This window comes from Nostoc sp. UIC 10630, from assembly GCF_010747425.1.
Taxonomy (GTDB): domain Bacteria; phylum Cyanobacteriota; class Cyanobacteriia; order Cyanobacteriales; family Nostocaceae; genus Nostoc.
The window spans coordinates 49,335-67,627 of sequence record NZ_JAAGOG010000005.1 but is presented as its reverse complement, the minus strand read 5'-3'; the positions used below and the strand labels follow the sequence as shown (position 1 = coordinate 67,627).

At 40.4% G+C, this 18,293-nt stretch carries 13 protein-coding genes; 6 read left to right on the top strand and 7 right to left on the bottom strand.

The annotated features are described in order from the left end of the window. The first annotated feature begins 9 nt into the window (after positions 1-9). Genes G1O98_RS02835 through G1O98_RS02820 form a run of 4 tightly spaced genes read left to right on the top strand, consistent with a single transcriptional unit; the run spans position 10 to position 9,007 of the window. Positions 10-2,382 carry a CHASE2 domain-containing protein gene (locus G1O98_RS02835; protein ID WP_163927084.1) on the top strand — a complete coding sequence of 791 codons (2,373 nt, stop codon included), beginning with the start codon at positions 10-12 and terminating at the stop codon, positions 2,380-2,382. Next, on the top strand, positions 2,375-3,175 hold the full coding sequence (locus G1O98_RS02830; RefSeq protein WP_163927082.1) for a DUF928 domain-containing protein: 801 nt from the start codon (positions 2,375-2,377) through the stop codon (positions 3,173-3,175). Before G1O98_RS02835 ends, G1O98_RS02830 begins: the two co-directional genes overlap by 8 nt. 41 nt (positions 3,176-3,216) lie before the next feature. After that, entirely contained in the window at positions 3,217-6,252 is a 3,036-nt protein-coding gene (locus tag G1O98_RS02825) for an S-layer family protein (protein ID WP_163927080.1), read from the top strand. A 19-nt stretch (positions 6,253-6,271) separates the two neighbouring features. Beyond that, a complete protein-coding gene (locus G1O98_RS02820; RefSeq protein WP_163927078.1) occupies positions 6,272-9,007 on the top strand; it encodes a CHAT domain-containing protein in 2,736 nt (911 codons plus the stop codon). A gap of 138 nt (positions 9,008-9,145) precedes the next feature. Here G1O98_RS02820 and G1O98_RS02815 read toward each other — a convergent pair whose 3' ends face one another. From G1O98_RS02815 to G1O98_RS02785, 7 genes are all read right to left on the bottom strand, one after another. Next, the gene (locus G1O98_RS02815) at positions 9,146-9,907 is read right to left on the bottom strand and encodes a peptidylprolyl isomerase (RefSeq protein WP_163927076.1); all 762 of its coding nucleotides are present in this window, start codon (positions 9,905-9,907) and stop codon (positions 9,146-9,148) included. A 46-nt stretch (positions 9,908-9,953) separates the two neighbouring features. Next, positions 9,954-10,970 (bottom strand): aldo/keto reductase, encoded by a 1,017-nt coding sequence (locus tag G1O98_RS02810; protein ID WP_163927074.1) that lies wholly within the window; start codon positions 10,968-10,970, stop codon positions 9,954-9,956. Further along, on the bottom strand, positions 10,967-12,058 hold the full coding sequence (locus G1O98_RS02805; protein ID WP_163927072.1) for a T3SS effector HopA1 family protein: 1,092 nt from the start codon (positions 12,056-12,058) through the stop codon (positions 10,967-10,969). The genes G1O98_RS02810 and G1O98_RS02805 overlap by 4 nt, the downstream gene beginning before the upstream one ends. 44 nt (positions 12,059-12,102) lie before the next feature. Further along, a complete protein-coding gene (locus G1O98_RS02800) occupies positions 12,103-13,269 on the bottom strand; it encodes an aminoglycoside phosphotransferase family protein (RefSeq protein ID WP_163927071.1) in 1,167 nt (388 codons plus the stop codon). Between the two features lie 127 nt (positions 13,270-13,396). Further along, entirely contained in the window at positions 13,397-13,612 is a 216-nt protein-coding gene (locus G1O98_RS02795) for a hypothetical protein (RefSeq protein ID WP_163927070.1), read from the bottom strand. Positions 13,613-13,668: 56 nt separating this feature from the next. Next, on the bottom strand, positions 13,669-13,920 hold the full coding sequence (locus G1O98_RS02790; protein ID WP_163927035.1) for a hypothetical protein: 252 nt from the start codon (positions 13,918-13,920) through the stop codon (positions 13,669-13,671). Positions 13,921-13,984: 64 nt separating this feature from the next. After that, positions 13,985-14,188: a hypothetical protein gene (locus tag G1O98_RS02785; protein ID WP_163927069.1), complete on the bottom strand. Its 204-nt coding sequence runs from the start codon at positions 14,186-14,188 to the stop codon at positions 13,985-13,987. Between the two features lie 456 nt (positions 14,189-14,644). On the opposite strand from G1O98_RS02785, the gene G1O98_RS02780 reads away from it, so the two are divergent. Together G1O98_RS02780 and G1O98_RS02775 are read left to right on the top strand one after the other, a co-directional pair. Continuing rightward, a complete protein-coding gene (locus tag G1O98_RS02780; protein ID WP_345940519.1) occupies positions 14,645-15,205 on the top strand; it encodes a helix-turn-helix domain-containing protein in 561 nt (186 codons plus the stop codon). A 25-nt stretch (positions 15,206-15,230) separates the two neighbouring features. Continuing rightward, positions 15,231-18,260, top strand: a complete 3,030-nt coding sequence (locus G1O98_RS02775; RefSeq protein ID WP_163927068.1) for a peptidase domain-containing ABC transporter — start codon at positions 15,231-15,233, stop codon at positions 18,258-18,260. The last annotated feature ends 33 nt before the right edge of the window (positions 18,261-18,293 follow it).

The following is an 18,293-nucleotide window of genomic DNA, read 5'->3' as shown; positions in this document are numbered from 1 at the left end:
GTACTGCCAATGAGAAAATTAGTTGTGCTGAAGCTAGATGGCGATTTGCACTTAGGCGTGCATGTAACGCTGGAAATTGGAGAAGAAGGCAAACGCCCCACTACAGAAATTACTGGCAAGCTGCCCTCCAATCTAGATATGGCAACAGCAATTGACCAGTGGCAGTTGAACTATCGCAGTTTGTGGAAATTTACCCGCATCAAAGCAAAAAAAATTATTTACGATGGTTCTATCTCCCAGCGACGTAAGGAGTACGACACAAAAGCTAGTGAGGTGCAGGAGCATCTGAATAAATGGTTGCTGTCAGAATCTTTTCGTCCCGTGCGGGAAAAATGGCTCAAACATCTGATGCCAGATGAAGAAATACGGGTGTTGATTCGTACTCATTGTTTGCAACTCAAGAAACTTCCCTGGCATTTGTGGGATTTGATAGATAGAGATTACCTCAAAGCTGAAGTTGTTCTCAGTATTCCAGAATCAGAACGAGTAACAGCTGCATTGCGGACGTATAACTGGAGAAATAAAATCAGAATTTTGGCAATTTTAGGCCATAGTGACGGTATTGATGTGGAGCAAGACCGCCAGTTACTAGAGAAATTACCTAATGCCGCTACAACTTTTTTAGTAGAACCTCAATATTCAGACATCAACGATAAATTGTGGAAACAACCTTGGAATATTTTATTTTTTGCAGGTCATACCAAAAGCGAAGGTGATACTGGTTGTATCTATATTAATAAGACAGATAAATTAACAATTGATGAACTCAGACATGACCTGAGAAATGCTGTCGCCAATGGTTTACAACTAGCGATTTTTAACTCTTGTGATGGATTAGGATTAGCGCGAGAGCTACAAGATTTACAGATTCCGCAAATTATTGTCATGCGAGAACCAGTGCCAGACTTCGTAGCTCAAAAATTTTTAAAGCATTTTCTGGAGGTTTTTTCATCAGGACAATCTATATATGCTGCGGTTCGCACTGCCAGACAAAGGCTTAAAGGAATAGAAAAGGAATATCCAGGTGCAAGTTGGTTGCCAGTGATTAGCGAACATCCTGCGGTAGTGCCAATGACTTGGCAGGCGCACCGAAAAATGTTTGCTCTCAAGAGTGGAATGGCAATATTGCTGACAAGCTTGTTGGTAACAAGTTTAGTGATGGGAGTGCGGTATTGGGGTTATCTGCAAACGTCAGAATTACAGGCTTTTGACCATTTTATGCAATTGCGATCGCAACTTCTCACGGAACAACCTGACGAACGGATTTTAATTATCACTATTGATGAAGCAGATATCCAGTACCAACTTAATAAAGGAATGCAAATGCGATGGTCGTTATCTGACCAAGCCCTCGCTCAACTATTAGAGAAATTAAATAACTATCAACCAAGAACTATCGGTTTAGATATTTATCGTGATGGTATTCTAGACCCGAAATATCCAAATTTAGCTACTCGTTTTCAAGAAGATAATCGGCTATTTTTCGTATGCAAAGTTGCTACTGTTTATGATGATGGTGATACTGATGGAATTCCCCCACCTCCTGGAGTTTCCAGAGAACGGTTGAGTTTTAGTGATTTTGTAGCAGACGAAGAAGATATTGCTCGTCGCCAGCTTTTACATTTAACTCCCCCCTCAAAATCTTTGTGTACCACAGAATACGCTTTTAGTCTACAACTAGCACTTCATTATTTAGATAAAGAAGGCAAAATATCAAGTGTTACAAAAGAAGGTTATTTACAAATTGGTAACGTTGTGTTTGAGCAACTCAACGAACACACTAGTGGTTATCAAAAAGTGGATGCATCGGGTTATCAAATATTGTTGAATTATCGTTCTCTCTCCTCTGTAGAAAAAATTGCCGAGCAAATTAGTTTGAGAGATGTGTTAGATGAAAAAATCCCGTTAGAATCAGTTCAATTACTCAAAGACCGCATTATTCTTATTGGTCTTTCTGCCCCCACCAATACAAACGATTTTTGGAAAACACCTTTTAGTTCTAATGCAAAACCGAAGCAAAAGCAAATACCGGGAGTGTTTGTACAAGCGCAGATGCTAAGCCAAATCCTGAGCGCCGTTTTAGACCGCAGACCTTTGTTGTGGTGGTGGTCTGGATGGATGGAGGCACTTTGGATATGGGGATGGTCATTAATAGGAGGTATTACAGCATGGTATTATTCAAAACCCCTGTACCTTGGCTTGGCGGTGGTAGGAGGGTTACTAATATTGTTTGGCTTATGTTTTGGCATTTTTACATTTGCTGGATGGATACCATTTATTCCTCCAGCATTAGCATTACTAGCTACCCAAATAATGGTAATTTCATGGTTTAGGCATTTCCATATTGGTAAGAAAAAACAATTAAATTTTCGCCATGATTAGAAAAAAAATAATTAAACGTACCTGCGTCATTCATCTGCTAATTTTTAGTACAACAATTTCCTCACAATCAGTGCAAGCACAGCTGAATGATTCGATTCAAAACACTGTTAAAAATTCGCACTTCCAATCTTTTCGCCAACCGAAATTGCCCAGAAATGGCGCACCGACAGGTCGGCGCAGAGCAGGGGCTGGGCGTAATCCTGAGTGTCCTAGCTCTCTGACACGTCTGACTGCTTTAGTACCTGGCGATGCAGAGGAATCATTTTTAGCATCAACAGTTGTAGAGAATCCAACATTTTGGTTTTATGTTCCCCAATTGCCACAAACCACGCGTTATGGAGAATTCGTGTTACAAGTGCTAGATGGTAAAGATGTAAAGAATGTCTATCGAACACCTCTTACTCTCTCTGGAAAATCTGGGATTGTTAGCATTAGTTTGCCATCAGAATCGCAATCTTCCTTAAAAGCAGATAAAAAATATCGCTGGTATTTTCATATTTATTGTGGCGACCCGCAAAAAACATCTGACAATTTTTATGTAGATGGGTTTGTACAAAAACAACTGATGACAGAGACTCTTGATAGCCAATTGAAGATGGCAAAATCAAGGCAGTATATTGCCTATAGTGCCAATGATATTTGGTATGATGCCCTAACTAATTTAGGTCAACTGCGCCGTGCTAATCCGCAGAATGCAACTATTAATAAAGATTGGGTTGATTTATTAAATGTAGTTGGCTTGAAAGATATTGCTCAGGAGCCAATTGTAGAGCATTACAACTTGGAAAAATAAAACTAATCGCACGGTGAAGTTACTAATTTCTTGGAGGTGTTATGTCGGGGATAACTCAAAATTGGCAATGCTGGTGTAGTAGTTTTGTGATGTGCGGAGTGTTAATTGCTTCTTGGCAAGAATATGTTTTTGCTCAAATTACCCCAGATAACACCTTGCCTAATAATTCCAGCGTTACAAGGGAGGGTAATATCTTCAATATTACTGGAGGAACGCAAGCAGGAAATAATTTGTTTCACAGTTTTGGCGAGTTTTCTGTGCCTCCTGGCAACACTGCTTCCTTTAATAATGCTGTAGATATTCAAAATATCATTAGTCGGGTTACGGGTGGGTCAGTTTCTAATATTGATGGGTTAATTCGTGCTAATGGTACAGCTAATTTGTTTTTGATAAATCCCAACGGGATTATTTTTGGGCAAGGTGCGAGGCTGAATATTGGTGGTTCGTTTGTAGGGACTACAGCTAATGCTATTGGATTTGGCGATCGCGGTTTTTTTAGTGCTACTAATCCAGAAGTTTCTCCATCTTTGCTAACAGTCAATCCTTCCGCCTTACTATTTAATCAAATTGCTGCTGCGCCGATTGAAAATAACTCAATAGTTTTGCGCGTACCAGATGGCAATAGTTTACTGTTGGTAGGCGGTGATATCAATATGGATGGTGGAGGATTGTATGCTTTTGGTGGGCGAGTTGAGTTGGGCGGGTTAGCAAGTGCGGGAACAGTTGGGTTGAATGGGGATGGTAATAATCTAAGTTTGAGATTTCCCGATAGTGTAGAAAGAAGTGATGTTTTCCTTAGCAATGGCGCTAGGGTAGCCGTAATTGCTGGTGATGGTGGAAGTATCACAATTAATGCCCGAAATTTCGAGATGACAGGAAGTTTACTGATTGCAGGAATAGGGAGAGGACTAGGTTCTGATAATAGTAGGGCAGGAAATATTGATATTAATGCAACGGGAGCAACAAATTTTAACACTGGGAGTTTGATTGTTAATCAGGTGCAACCAGGAGCTAACGGACAAGCAGGCGATGTCAGTATCAGTGCTAGCACGTTGAAAGTTAGTGAGGCAGAGGTGAATACTAATACATTAGGTGCAGGCAAGGGGGGAAATTTGACCATTGATGCCCAAGATGTGCAACTTATTGGTAGGGGTCGCTTGTTCGCTTCCGCAAACTTAAACTCAACAGGAGACGCAGGAAATTTAACTGTTGAAACTAATACCTTGCTAGTTCAAGATCGGGCAAAAATCGCTACTGATACATCTGGTGTGGGTAAAGGGGGAAATTTAACTATTAAAACTAATACCTTGCTAGTTAAAAATGGGGCACAAGTCGGTGCTGGTACATTTGGTGAGGGCAATGGGGGAAATTTGACCGTTGATGCCCAAAACGTGCAACTGATTGGTACAAGCGTCGATGGTGTTCTCAGTGGCTTGTTCGCTTCCGCACAGCGAAACTCTACGGGGGACGCAGGAAATTTAACTATTAAAACTAATACCTTGCTAGTTAAAAATGGGGCACAAGTGGATGCTAGTACATTAGGTGCAGGCAAGGGAGGAAATTTGACTATTGATTCCCAAGATGTGCAACTAATTGATAGGGGCAGTGCCTTGTCCACTTCTGCAAACTTAAACTTAACAGGGGATGCGGGAGATTTGACTATTAAAACTAATACTTTACTAGTCAAAGATGGGGCGCAGGTCGGTACTGTTACATTTGGTGCGGGCAAAGGGGGAAATTTGACTATTGATGCCCAAGATGTGCAACTGATTGGTGGTACAAGTGACGATGGTCGGTTTACCAGTGGCTTAAGTACTTCCGCACTGCGAAATTCAACGGGGGATGCGGGAGATTTGACTATTAAAACTAATACGTTGCTAGTCAAAGATGGGGCACAAGTGGGCGCTGGTACATTTGGTGCAGGCAAAGGGGGAAATTTGACCGTTGATGCCCAAAACGTGCAACTGATTGGTACAAGTGCTAATGGTCCGTTTGCCAGTGGCTTGGTTGCTTCTGCACAGCCAGATTCAACAGGGGATGCAGGAGATTTAACTATTAAAACTAATACTTTGCTAGTGCAAGGTGGGGCACAGGTGAATACTGCTACATTTGGTGAGGGCAATGGGGGGAGTTTGACCGTTGATGCCCAAGACGTGCAACTGATTAATAGGAACAGTGGCTTGGCTGCTTCTGCACAGCCAGATTCAACAGGGGATGCGGGAGATTTGACTATTAAAACTAATACGTTGCTAGTGCAAGATGGAGCTGGAGTAACCGTGGAGAGTTTGGGAACAGGAACCGCAGGTAACATGACAGTAAATGCCCGCTCTATCCGTTTAAACAAGAACGCCTTACTTATTGGTGACACACAAAGTACTAAAGTTGACCCTAATCAGGAGCAAGCGACAATTAACATTAACTCAGAAAATTTAATCATGAGTCGCAATAGCAACATCAGAACCAACGCAACAGGAGAAAACGTCATCGGCGGCAACATCAACATTGACACCGATTTTCTCATTGGTGTTGAAAATAGTGATATCAGCGCCAATTCTGCTAACTTCCGTGGGGGGAATGTGCGAATAAATGCTCAAGGTATCTTTGGTATACAGTTCCGAGATGTGGCATCTGATAGCACAAGCGACATTACCGCTACAGGAGCAAGTTCCGATCTCGGTGGTTCTGTAGAATTAAATACACCTGAGATTGACCCTAACAGTGGCTTAGTTGAATTGCCAACAATACCAGTTGATACTGAAATAGCCCAAGGCTGCTATAGTCCTAATTACGCTCAAAGCAAGTTTGCGATCGCCGGACGCGGTGGTTTACCAGCCAACCCCAAAGACATTCTCACTCCTGATGCAACCCAAATAGATTGGGTGTCTCTCAAACCCAGCAATCACAACCGTTCCCTACCACCTATTGCCACTAAACCAACAACCTCCACTCCCGAACGTATTGTTGAAGCCACAGGTGCAGTACTAAATGCCAAAGGGCAAATAGTCCTCACTGCTAATTCATCTACCGCTAATCCTGGCACTTCCAGACAGAACCCAATTCAATGTCATGGTAGCTAAAGTGAAATTTTAGAGTTACATGAAACTTTTAAAGCATTTTTTAATAGCATTGTTGACTGTATTACTGTGCATATCTTTACCGCATTTTTTTGAGTCATCTAATGATTTTACGGCGGCGTTTGCAACCTCAAATCCTTCTGATGTGACCGCCGTTACCCATAGCTCAAAATCTACAACTCTACCGTTTTCTGTTTTAACAACAACGTCTACTGCCAACCAAACTCAGACTTATAGCCTAGTGCAACAAAGTCAAGCACTTTATGAAGTGGGACAGTTTATGGAGGCGGTACAACTTTTAAAAAAAGCAGCTAATGAATTTAAAGCTAATAATGATGTCTTGAACGAAGCTATAAGTTTGAGCAATCTTTCTTTAGCCTACCAAAAACTCGGAAAATGGCAAGAAGCAACTGAAGCGATTCGCAATGCGATAGCTTCGCTTCACGCACAAAGTATTCAATTATTACACACTCTAAAAAATTCCGATTATTCACAAGAAAAATCGCAAATATTTGCCCAAGCTTTAGATGTTCAAGGAGGTCTAAAATTAGCACAGGGACAAACTGAAGCCGCCTTGAGTACTTGGCAAGAAGCAGCTAAAATTTATCAACAATTAGATGATACATCGGCACTGATTCGCAATCGGATTAATCAAGCCCAAGCAATGCAAGCTTTGGGAAATTACTTGCAAGCACATAAAACATTAATCTTAGTACAAGGAATTCTTCAAAAACAACCAGATTCTTCTCTGAAAGCCACAGGATTGCAGAGCTTAGGAAATGTGCTGCGAAGTTTAGGTTATTTAAACGATTCGCACAAAATTTTAGAAGAAAGTTCTTCTGTGGCTAGAAAAGTGGGAGATGCGATCGCTCAAAGTAATGCTTTACTAAGTTTAGGTAACACAGCCCGCGCTCAAACATACGCTCAAGTTAATTTAGGTAACTCAAACAGCGCCGATAATTACACTAAAACAGCAATCCAATACTATCAACAGGCGGTACAGATTGCATCTGCAACACCTACTGTGCGCCTCCAAGCTCAACTGAATCTATTAAGACTATTAGTAGAACAAAAAGAATTTAGCACAGCAAAAGCATTATTATCCAAAATTCAATCTCAGATAAACAATTTGCCTCCAAGTCGGACAGCTGTTAACTACCGGATTAACTTTGCCCAAAGTCTGAGCAAAATCATCCAAAACGAAATTCAACCAAAAGATATTGCTAAAATGCTAGCCCAAGCTGTAGAAGTGGCTAAGAATTTAAAAGATGAACGAAGCGAATCTTATGCACTTGGTACTCTTGGCGAACTGTACGAACAAAGCGGACAGTTATCTGATGCCAAAGGACTTACGCAGCAAGCCTTGGTGAAAGCTGAGTCTATTGATGCTCAAGACATTGCTTATCAATGGCATTGGCAGATGGGACGGATACTTCAAAAGCAATCTAATATCCCAGCAGCAACAGCAGCTTATAATCGAGCTTATAATGCCCTTAAATCCCTTCGTAACGATTTAGTTGCAATTAATCCTGACGTACAATTTTCTTTCCGTGAGAGCATAGAACCCGTATATCGAGATTACGTTGATTTGCTATTGCAATTGGAGGAAAATACAAATCAAAAGTCAAACAATCTCCTGCAAGCCCGCCAGGTAATTGAATCTCTCCAACTCGCGGAATTAGATAACTTCTTTCGTTCGCCTTGTTTGCTACCAAGAGTTGATCTTGATAAATTAGTTGAAAAGGAAAAATCCACAGCTGTTATCTATCCAATTATTTTAGATAACCGACTAGAAATTATTACTAAATTGCCAGGACAAGATACAATTTATCGCAATACTAATAAAATATCTAAAAATATATTAGAAAAAACTGTAGAACAACTACAAAAAGATTTACCCGTTGCTAGTCGAGAGCCTGATGTTAAGCAGTACTCACAACATTTATATGATTGGTTAATTAAACCCATTGAAGCAAATTTAGCAAACCAAGGTATAAAAACTTTAGTATTTGTATTAGATGGTGCTTTGCGAAATATCCCAATGGCGATTCTCTACGACAAAGAACAGCAGAAGTATTTAATAGAAAAGTATGCTATTTCTTTGACCCCTGGTTTGCAACTTATCGATCCCAAACCTTTACAAAACGTGCAGCTAAATGTTTTAGTTGCTGGAGTTGAGGAAGAACGCTTAATTGAAGGTCAATCCTTTTCTAAACTCTCAAATGTGACACAAGAATTAAAACAAGTCCAGGCTGAAGTTAAAACAAGTAAAAAACTTTTAAATCAGGATTTCACTGAAATTAATCTGGAAAAGCAAATTCAATCTACTCCGTTTTCAGTGGTGCATCTAGCAACTCACGGGCAATTTAGTTCAGATGTTGAACAAACCTATATTCTCACGTGGGATAACCTACTGAAGGTTAGAGAATTAGATAATTTACTACGAACTAGGGGTGAAAGCCGACCAGAAACAATTGAATTACTCGTTCTTAGTGCTTGTAAAACTGCTACGGGAGACAAACGAGCTGCTTTGGGATTAGCAGGCGTGGCGGTGCGGGCGGGCGCACGCAGTACCCTAGCAACTTTGTGGACAATAGATGATGAATCTACTAGCGAGTTTATGGGTGAATTATACCGACAGTTGGATGCTGGGGTAACTAAAGCCCAAGCTTTGCAACGCGCCCAACTGGCAATTTTAGCTAAAGAAAATCGCCCATATTTTTGGGCACCTTATGTTCTTGTGGGCAATTGGTTGTAATTATACTGATATATGGGTCATAGGCAGTCAAAGTTTAATCATTTGCACTGACAAATGAGTTGTATTGAATCTCTCAAGTCAAGCAGATGATTATTTTATTATCTTTAGTGAAAAATGGGAAGAGAAAAACTATTGATGTTATTCAGTACGGGAAGTAGAGGTGGTGTTTGCTTGTAGCCAATCTTGAAAGAGGGATTTAAAGATTTGCTCTCGACTTTCACTGAATTCAGCAGGGAAGCGCTTCTCAATTTTGAGAATGTGATAACCCAGTTTTGTATGTATTGGCCCAATCACTTCGCCTTCTTTTGCTTGAGAAATAGCTTGTACAATCTCTGGCATTAATTCTGATAAAAAGCGAACGCCAACAAAGCCACCATTTTGTTTAGACTGTTTACCTTTGGAGTATTCTAATGCTAAAGCACAGAAAGATTCATTTGATTCTTGAATTGCATAAATTACTTTCTTCGCTTCTGTGAGGTCGCTGATTAGAATTTGAGATAGAGCAACACGTTGATAATGTTGACGATGACTCAAATAATGAGCATCAATAACATCTCCAAATAAATGTTCTTTTAACTTTTTTGTAAGTAATTCTAATTTGATACCCCTAGACCAATCTTCTACAGTAATTCGTTGTTGTTGCAGCCAAACCAAGGTTTCAGAAATTCCTAGTAATTTATGTTCAAGTCGAAATGCATCTCCGGATGTTTGCAATTCTTCATCAGTAACAGTTAAGTCAAGCTGTTGACACATACTTAAAACACATGCATTTCGTTCAGCTAAAACTGCATATTCAGCTATTTTGTGACAAGAGCGCAGGTAAGCAATCACATCTTCGTCGGTTGCTAAAGCAATTTCTGGCATAGACACTAATTCTATGTTTTCTAAAGTTTCTATCATGGTTTTGTTTTCCTATGAAATTTGATTTGGGTGAGATTGTTGCTGATTAGCTGCGATAAATTAGTTTTTCAGAGGGAATTTTAGGAACTGTCAATTTATTACGATGTAAATCGCCGTAAAGATTCATGTATTCAACTTCAGCAGTCGTTAACTTACCTTGCTGAACACCTGCGATCGCTACATCAATTTCTTCACGTTTAGTCAAGCCTGTTAAGCAAATATCAACACAGTTCTGTGTTAACGAGTATCGGTATAAGTCAGGAACAGTAGGTCGCCAACATTTTTCAGGTAAACTACTCGGAACATCCCAAAGTGCGCCTGAGTGAGAACCTGTAGACTTGAAGGTAACAATACCTGGTCGAGATCGGTCTTGTACTTCCAATTGATTAAATATTCGACTTTGAGCAGACCGATGAGCAACATTATGTCTAACCATCACCACATCTAATAAGTCGCTATACAAGGACTGTTGCGCTAAATTAATATCGTGGAACGAAGCACCAATATAGCGGACGGCTCCCATTTTTTTGAGTCTTTCGGAAGCACCAAACATTCTTTCAATGGTGCGCTGATAGACAGAATTAGTACCTCTTAAATCAGGAGAAAGCTGCAAGCAATTCTGTAAAGCTGCCCCATCATTTGAACCAATCCAGCCCCAGAACAACACATCAATATAATCAATATTTAGCTCTACGAATTGATCTAATAAAGCAGCTAGCGCCATTTCTGGACTTTTGATATAAGTCACGGTTGCGAGTACCACTTTCTCTCGGACTGAGGAGCGACGCCTACACATCTGGCGCAGCGCCCCAGACATGGAACTGTAAATATAGTGGTGCAAATCGCTAGAGTAAAAAAAGTAGTTAATTCCACGCTCAAAAGCGTAAAGGGTATCTTCACTTGAGATGCTACCACCACCACCCAAGCCGAGACAGCTGACTGTTAAATCAGTTCGTCCTAGTTTGCGGTAAAACGCTAAGTCAGACTCTGGGAATTTATTTGTGACATGACTAACTTTGCTGGTTGAGGCTACTTGAGGCGATGCAAGATCGGTTAGTTTCATTGGTCTAACGGGGTGTATATGTCTTCCGAGTTGGCATTCAGATAAGAATGTTGCCAGTCAATTTTTAGCAGCGAGAAGTGCTGATAGATAGATTCCATCCGTTTGTGAGGCGATTCATCACCTTTTTGCCGCGCTTCTAGCAAGCCATTGGCAACAATTTGACAGCGATTCATCCCAAAACTCTCTACAGCAGCAAATTTACAATCTGGTTCTTCTGCTAGAGCAATTCCAGGGGCAAGTAATTTTGTAAATAAAGGTATTTCTGTGCGGAAATGCGATCGCTTTTCTGCATAAACGCTTTTTAGAACTTGCCAGATTGCTTGATAATTACTTTTCTCAAAATAAAGAACTCCACTGTCATAGCGTCCGTAATCAGAAGGGTTGTATAGCACTTTAAAAGTGAAGGGAATTCTGATTTGGTTTAATTGTTGCGTCAGGCTTTCCATGACAGCAACTGCACCTTCATGTGTCAAGTTCAAGTAAACTCTGACTGTTTGAGGATGAGTGTCTGACCCAGCATCGCTTACGGCCATGTAAAATCCGTTTTGAATTAAATTACGAGGCATACGGATAGCGACTAAGTTGCCTACAGATGCAGATTGTTCGGCGGGTTGTAAATGGTGATCGCGTTCAATATGCAAAGTCAAACCGCCTTTGGTGACAGCCAGACTCTCATCACTTTCTTGGCGCAACACAGACCAACCGGGGTCAAAGTAGCCTTCTCCACTATTGCTTTTGTGTAGGCGATCGTAAAACTCTACATCTACTCCTAGAAAAGTATTGTTCTCTAAATTCTGATGCAATGCTAATTCAGATGAGTTGGTATCTGTTGCTAGAGCATCTCGCATAGAACCGTTGTAATAGATACCGTAGAGAAAACTTTGCAATTGTAAACTCAAATACTTATTTTGCAGATTCAAAGGTGTTCTTTGAAAGCGGGCTACTACTTCAGCAGGAATTTCAAAAGGTTTGTAAGCTGGATGGCTAATACAAAAGTCGGACTTGATTTCAATATTGTTGGCTATGTCTTGTAAAGAATCTAGCACACGAGTTGATAGTGAATTTTGAGGAGAATCTAGTAGTTGCATAATATTTGATTTAAACAAGAAAAAGGTAGTACCGCTTCGCACAATTACGAATTACGAATTAGTATGAGTTCCGATTCTACAATTCCAAAAACTGTTGGCATTGATTGTTCTGGACGACACAACAAACTTTTGGCAACTTGAAGCATACAAATACCCATATTCCCAAAAGATTTTTGATGCTGAATCATTGCCTGGATTTGTTGAACGATCGCAAGACCAGAAAACTGCACAACTCGTCTCAAAAAATTAGGGCGATGCTCTAAAATTTCTGGAAAGTTCGCCAAATAAGTTTTAGTCAAAGCTGCAATTGAAGGTTGAAGTTGTTCGAGTGGTGTCATCGCTAATCGCAAAGATTCTTCGACATTAATAGACTTGCTCACAACTAAGCTATTTAGCCACAGTTGTAGATAACTGGCGATGAGCATTCCTAAATCAAATGCAGGATCTCCCCAAGCGCCTCGCTCCCAATCAATGAGTCGAATAATACTGTTAGTTGGTTCTTCTAGGACTTCTTGCCAATTGTTATGTAAGAGGATATTGTTTAACTTCAGGTCGTTATGCGTTAGACAGCAAGGTACAGATTGATTGATGAGTTGTGCGATCGATTTTCCGAGGCTGTCATATCGCTGATAGAGAGCAAAGAATTTAATACCATCTGCGGGAACCTGACCGAAAACTTCAGGACTAATCCGTTCTAACCCAAGATTAAAGTTAAAAGCTTGTTTAATAGATGTATCTTCAGATGTTTGTGAGAAAAATTCTTGATACTTTTGACAGTTGAATGTAGCGCGATGAATTGTAGCTAAAGTTGCGCCGATTGAAGTGGCGATCGCAGTTGGAAAAACATTCTCTTTTGTGTAGAATTCAGCTAAATCATAATAGTCATTGAGGTAGTTAAAAACAATGACTGAATCATTTGCATTAAAATCAACTACTTCTGGGAGCAATGGGCGAACATAACTAAGCTCTGGAAATTGTCGGGAAAACTCTTGAATTCGCCATTCATTCAGGAATTCACCGGAAGTTTTGCCTTTTCGATTATAGCGTTCTTGCTTAACAAGGAGTTTACGACCATCTGGATAACTGAGTAACAAATTGAAGTTTTTCGCAGGCTTTAGCTCAGGTTGACTTAAATATTGCTCCTCATATTCACATATTTTCCGGTCAACTAAATAACTGAATACATTCTTAGTATTTAGAAAAAATCTCATGTTCGGGACTCCCTTAAATCAAAATAATGCAGTCAAAAATTTTAAAAATCTTATTAAAAAGATGTATAAAAGCTTAAGCTCTTAAGCAAAAAACTTTTTAATAAGACTTTTGTATTATTCTGCCAATCTATAAATGGGCTATTGGTCCCCTGTTATAATCATGGATTTTCCTAGCAATTACAGATGCTGTACCACCTCCACCAAATAGAGTTATTAGTGTAAATAAGAATCCCCCACGAGTCAAATCTAACTCATTGTCATTGATTTCATTCAGATAACTTTCTTCACCTGAAAGTAGATAAAATCCTGGTAAATTGAGATCGTTGATCGTAATGTTTGACATGGTTTATTTATCCAAGTAATACTTTAATTCATTAACTTAGTTGTCATTGATTTCACTTAAAAATCGGGACTAGCGATCCAACTGGAAACAGCACCACTTACAACAGCGATTCCTTGAGCTGCTTTTTTAGCACATACAGCTGAGGAACGTTGAGCAACAAGTTTACCTACAGAAAAAAGGAGTGCTGGTAGCAAACCACCGTAGATACTGTCAAATTCATTATCACCCAGATCATTCATATAGCCTTCAGAATCAGAAAATAGATCAGAACCAGCAGGATGCAAATCAGAAATATTGATAGTAGCCATTGTAGTTTTCCTCTTGAATGAAATTGCTTGAAATTGAATTATCTGTAAACTGCTTTGTTACAGATTAGTTAGCTTCTCCTTGATTAGTAAATAAGGTTACAGCAGCGATGGTTAGCACAACACTCGCACGAACCGACCATATTATAGGAGTGGAACCACCGTAGGTAGCATCAAGTTCGCCATCACCCAGCTCATTAATGTAGCTCTCAGAATCAGAAAAAAGATCGGAACCAGTAGGATGTAGATCAGAAATATTGATAGTAGCCATTGCTTTTTCTCTTAAATGATTAGCTTTGAATTGGATTAGCTGTGTATTGCCTAATCACATTTCAATCTTCGGAGATTCAATCTATAATTTCAATACTTAAAAAGTTATTGTTTATGCATAAGTCATTGACTTATGTTTTAATTATCCAAATATTGAATGTTCAAAAATAAAAGTACTTTTATCTGAAAAATTACAGTGCAATAGCGCGTCACTACTCCGAATCAGGCAATTTGAAACTGAAGCTATGTTTTTTGTTATAGATGGTGCTGTTTTTAGTTTGTCAGACCACCAAAGCCTGAAAAGCCACACTTGTGAGTGTTTACCAGATTTTTGTAAAGCTTTGTAACGAGATGTGGAATTCCCGGAGTTTTGATTCAGAGAAGTAACAGAGGTTCTCAGGAAATATCCAGATTAATTTCTATTTGGGCATTGCAAGTTATACCAGGAGGAATTGCTGTGGACAAGCAAGGTCTATACTTAACAGTGTTTCAGCGTAAGCTTTTGCTCAAGAGTTTAGAAGCAGATTTACGTCCAGAATACTGCCGTCGGATTGAAATTATGTTGTTGGCAGATGCAGGCCAATCTCAGACTCAAATTTGTGAAGCGTTAGGATGCTCTCAGGAGACAGCGCGGCACTGGATGACGATCGCCCAAACAGGTCAAGCTCACCATTGGAGCGATCGCCCGATGGGTCGTCCTAAGGCTGTGAATGAGCAATATCTGGCTCGTTTGCAAGAACTGACAAGCCATAGTCCGCGTGAGTATGGCTATTCATTTGAACGCTGGACAGGGCAATGGTTAAGTAAGCATCTGACAAAAGAGATGGGGATGAAAGTTAGCGCTTGCCACATTAACCGCTTGCTCAAGGAAATGGGACTTTCGACTCGACAGACACGCAAAACTGTCGAGAACGAAACTGATAACGCAAAAAATTCTCGGATTACTATTGGCAACCTGCTACCAAATCCAGAGCCTGATTTTCGCTGGTCATTGAATTTCGCTAAAACAAGCAACTAATTCTGCGGTTAAACCCCAACAAATCATGGTTCAGAACAAAACAGAATTTTCCACTCAACAGCTTGCCCAAACCTTGGGTCAGACTCTTACACAACAGGAACTTTCAGACTGCATCAAACAAATTGAAATTCTCCAACCAAGTGCAGGCAAACTGTTCTGGCAGACAGCAGACGCAAGTGTTGGCATTTATATAATTCTGGCAGGTAAAGTCAGATTGCTCGATCGCACCGATAATTTAATCGCTTCTGTGGGTACGGGAACATCATTCGGTGAACTAACGCTATTTCCAGAAGAACAATTTCAACCTTATGCTGCTAGGGCTTCGGTAAATCTTAAAGTTGGTTATATTCCCGGAAATTGTTTGCGATCGCTCATTCGCAAATATCCTTCTATTGGGCAGCATCTTCACCATCAAGCTGTACTTTGGGATTTGCTGCTGTTGTTTCGCCAAAATGCGGCGCTGAATAATGCTGCTTACGAGGGTGTCATGCAAATACAACCATTGCTAGAGCAGCACAATCTCCAAATTAACAAACTTCCATCTTCTTTACTCAAAGACCAGCAACTTTGGATACTGCGTCGCGGCGAACTACTGCACACATCAGGACTCAAACTCACTGCTGGCAATATTTACGCTTTGTCTCAGTTACCTCAAGAACGTGGTTGGCAGGTAACTCAACCAACGCAACTATACAGCCTCAGCCGTTCGCATTGGGGAACAGCACTGGAATATGTACCACAAATGGCTGAACTCGATGCTAACAACCACCCAGTTACAGCATCTGAGCCTGTTATATTTCCCCAATTTACTGTTGAGCCAAAAAACCAGTCCCAGAAAAGAATTAATAAAGCCTACTTCCCTAACCCAACCGTAAAAATCAGTCATCTATGGCAACGGATAACTCGACGCTATCCTTTCTTTGAACAGCAAAGTGCATCTGATTGTGGTGCGGCTTGCTTAATAATGGTTGGTCTTTACTGGGGTAAGCGTTTTAGCGTCAATCGCCTGCGGGATGTTGCCAACGTTGACCGGAATGGTTCATCGCTGCGAGGTTTAGCAGCCGCAGCAGAAAGCATCGGGTTTTCGACTCGACCTGTAAAAGCCAGTCTCGATAAACTAGCCCAGCAAAGCCTCCCGGCTATTGTGCATTGGGAAGGGCAACATTACATTGTTGTTTACGAAGTTAAAGGCGATCGCATTATCGTGGGAGATCCTGCTATTGGTCAGCGTACCCTGACTCATACAGAATTTACAGCAGGTTGGACTGGCTATACTTTATTACTTCAACCTACAGCCCTACTCAGAGAAACAAAAGAAGCTAGCACTGCTTTCTGGCAGTTTTTTGAATTAACTAAACCTCACTGGCTGGTGTTATTGGAAGTATTTATTGCTTCTATCCTCATTCAAATTTTTGGTCTGATTACACCACTATTTACGCAATTATTGTTAGACCGAGTAGTTGTGCAGCGTAGTGAACTGACATTAACGGCTGTAGGTCTAGGCTTGGTCATATTTAGCCTTTTTAGAGTTGCCATAACTGGACTACGACAATACCTTTTAGACCACACAGCTAACCGAGTGGATCTAGCGTTGATTGTAGGTTTTATTAGCCATACTTTCCGTTTACCTCTGAAATATTTCGAGTCTCGCTACGTTGGCGATATTATTTCTCGCGTCCAGGAAAACCGCAAAATTCAACGTTTATTAACTGGTGAAGCACTATCTATCTTTCTCGATTTACTAACAGTATTCGTCTATCTAGGATTGATGTTTTGGTATAGTTGGAAAATGGCATTATTTACCTTAGTGATTGTGCCACCATTTGTATTATTGGCGCTGATTGCTACACCTTTTTTACAACGTGTTTCCCGCGAGATTTTTGGTGCACATAATGAAGAAACTGGGTATTTGATTCAGTCTCTCACTGGCATCCGCACGATTAAGTCTATGGCTGTTGAGCAGACAGTACGCTGGCATTGGGAAGAACTTTTTGGTAAGTCAGTGAAAAAGACTTTTTCTGGGCAGGTAATTGGCAATACATTGCAAATATTTAGCTCTGGAATTGAAGCTGTAGTGACGGCAGTGTTATTGTGGTTTGGGGCATGGCAAGTGATCCAAAATGAACTCACCATTGGGCAATTGATTGCTTTTAATATGTTGCTGGGTAACGTGATTAATCCCTTTCAACGGCTGATTTTGCTGTGGAATGAATTGCAAGAAGTACTAATTGCTATTGAGCGAATTAATGATGTGATTGATGCTGAACCAGAAGAAGATTTACAACACCAATCTCATCAATATTTACCACCAATTAACGGTTACATTCGCTTTGATAAAGTTACTTTTCATTATCACACAGAAAGTGATAAAAACACCTTAGAAAATATCAGTTTTGAAGTCCAACCAGGAGAGACGCTCGCACTTGTTGGACGCAGTGGTTCGGGAAAGACAACGATATCTAAGCTGATATTGGGGCTGTATCCGCCCACAGAAGGGAAGATTTTGATTGATGGCTATGATATCACTAGTTTGTCGCTGCGATCGCTCCGCCAGCAAATTGGTGTCGTTGACCAAGATACCTTTCTGTTTGGCAGTACAATTCGGGAAAATATTAGTTTAGGTCATCCTGAAGCCTCTTTAGAAGAAGTCATAGAAGCCGCTAAACAAGCAGGCGCACATCAATTTATTAAAGAACTACCGATGGGCTACGAAACGCTTGTCGGTGAGGGTGGAGGAACTCTTTCGGGTGGACAAAGACAACGGTTAGCGATCGCCCGCGCCCTTGTAGGAAATCCTCGACTACTGATTTTAGACGAAGCTACCAGTAGTCTTGATGCTGAATCTGAACGCATTATTCAGACTAACCTCAACACAATTCTCCAAGATAGAACAACAGTGGTGATTGCACATCGGCTCTCAACAGTACGCAATGCTGACAAAATTTTGGTACTAGATAAAGGCTTGTTAGTAGAAAGTGGTACGCACGAGCAATTAATGGTTAAACGCGGTCACTATTTCTACCTAAATCAACAACAATTGACTGTAGCAATTTAAATCAATTATTTGGCGTTAATTAATTAGAGAACT

Bases quoted from the DNA above. Each gene is read 5' to 3' on its own strand.
- G1O98_RS02835 (WP_163927084.1), top strand. From the start codon at position 10: ATGAGAAAATTAGTTGTGCTGAAGCTAGATGGCGATTTGCACTTAGGC.
- G1O98_RS02830 (WP_163927082.1), top strand. From the start codon at position 2,375: ATGATTAGAAAAAAAATAATTAAACGTACCTGCGTCATTCATCTGCTA.
- G1O98_RS02825 (WP_163927080.1), top strand. From the start codon at position 3,217: ATGTCGGGGATAACTCAAAATTGGCAATGCTGGTGTAGTAGTTTTGTG.
- G1O98_RS02820 (WP_163927078.1), top strand. From the start codon at position 6,272: ATGAAACTTTTAAAGCATTTTTTAATAGCATTGTTGACTGTATTACTG.
- G1O98_RS02815 (WP_163927076.1), bottom strand. From the start codon at position 9,907: ATGATAGAAACTTTAGAAAACATAGAATTAGTGTCTATGCCAGAAATT.
- G1O98_RS02810 (WP_163927074.1), bottom strand. From the start codon at position 10,970: ATGAAACTAACCGATCTTGCATCGCCTCAAGTAGCCTCAACCAGCAAA.
- G1O98_RS02805 (WP_163927072.1), bottom strand. From the start codon at position 12,058: ATGCAACTACTAGATTCTCCTCAAAATTCACTATCAACTCGTGTGCTA.
- G1O98_RS02800 (WP_163927071.1), bottom strand. From the start codon at position 13,269: ATGAGATTTTTTCTAAATACTAAGAATGTATTCAGTTATTTAGTTGAC.
- G1O98_RS02795 (WP_163927070.1), bottom strand. From the start codon at position 13,612: ATGTCAAACATTACGATCAACGATCTCAATTTACCAGGATTTTATCTA.
- G1O98_RS02790 (WP_163927035.1), bottom strand. From the start codon at position 13,920: ATGGCTACTATCAATATTTCTGATTTGCATCCTGCTGGTTCTGATCTA.
- G1O98_RS02785 (WP_163927069.1), bottom strand. From the start codon at position 14,188: ATGGCTACTATCAATATTTCTGATCTACATCCTACTGGTTCCGATCTT.
- G1O98_RS02775 (WP_163927068.1), top strand. From the start codon at position 15,231: ATGGTTCAGAACAAAACAGAATTTTCCACTCAACAGCTTGCCCAAACC.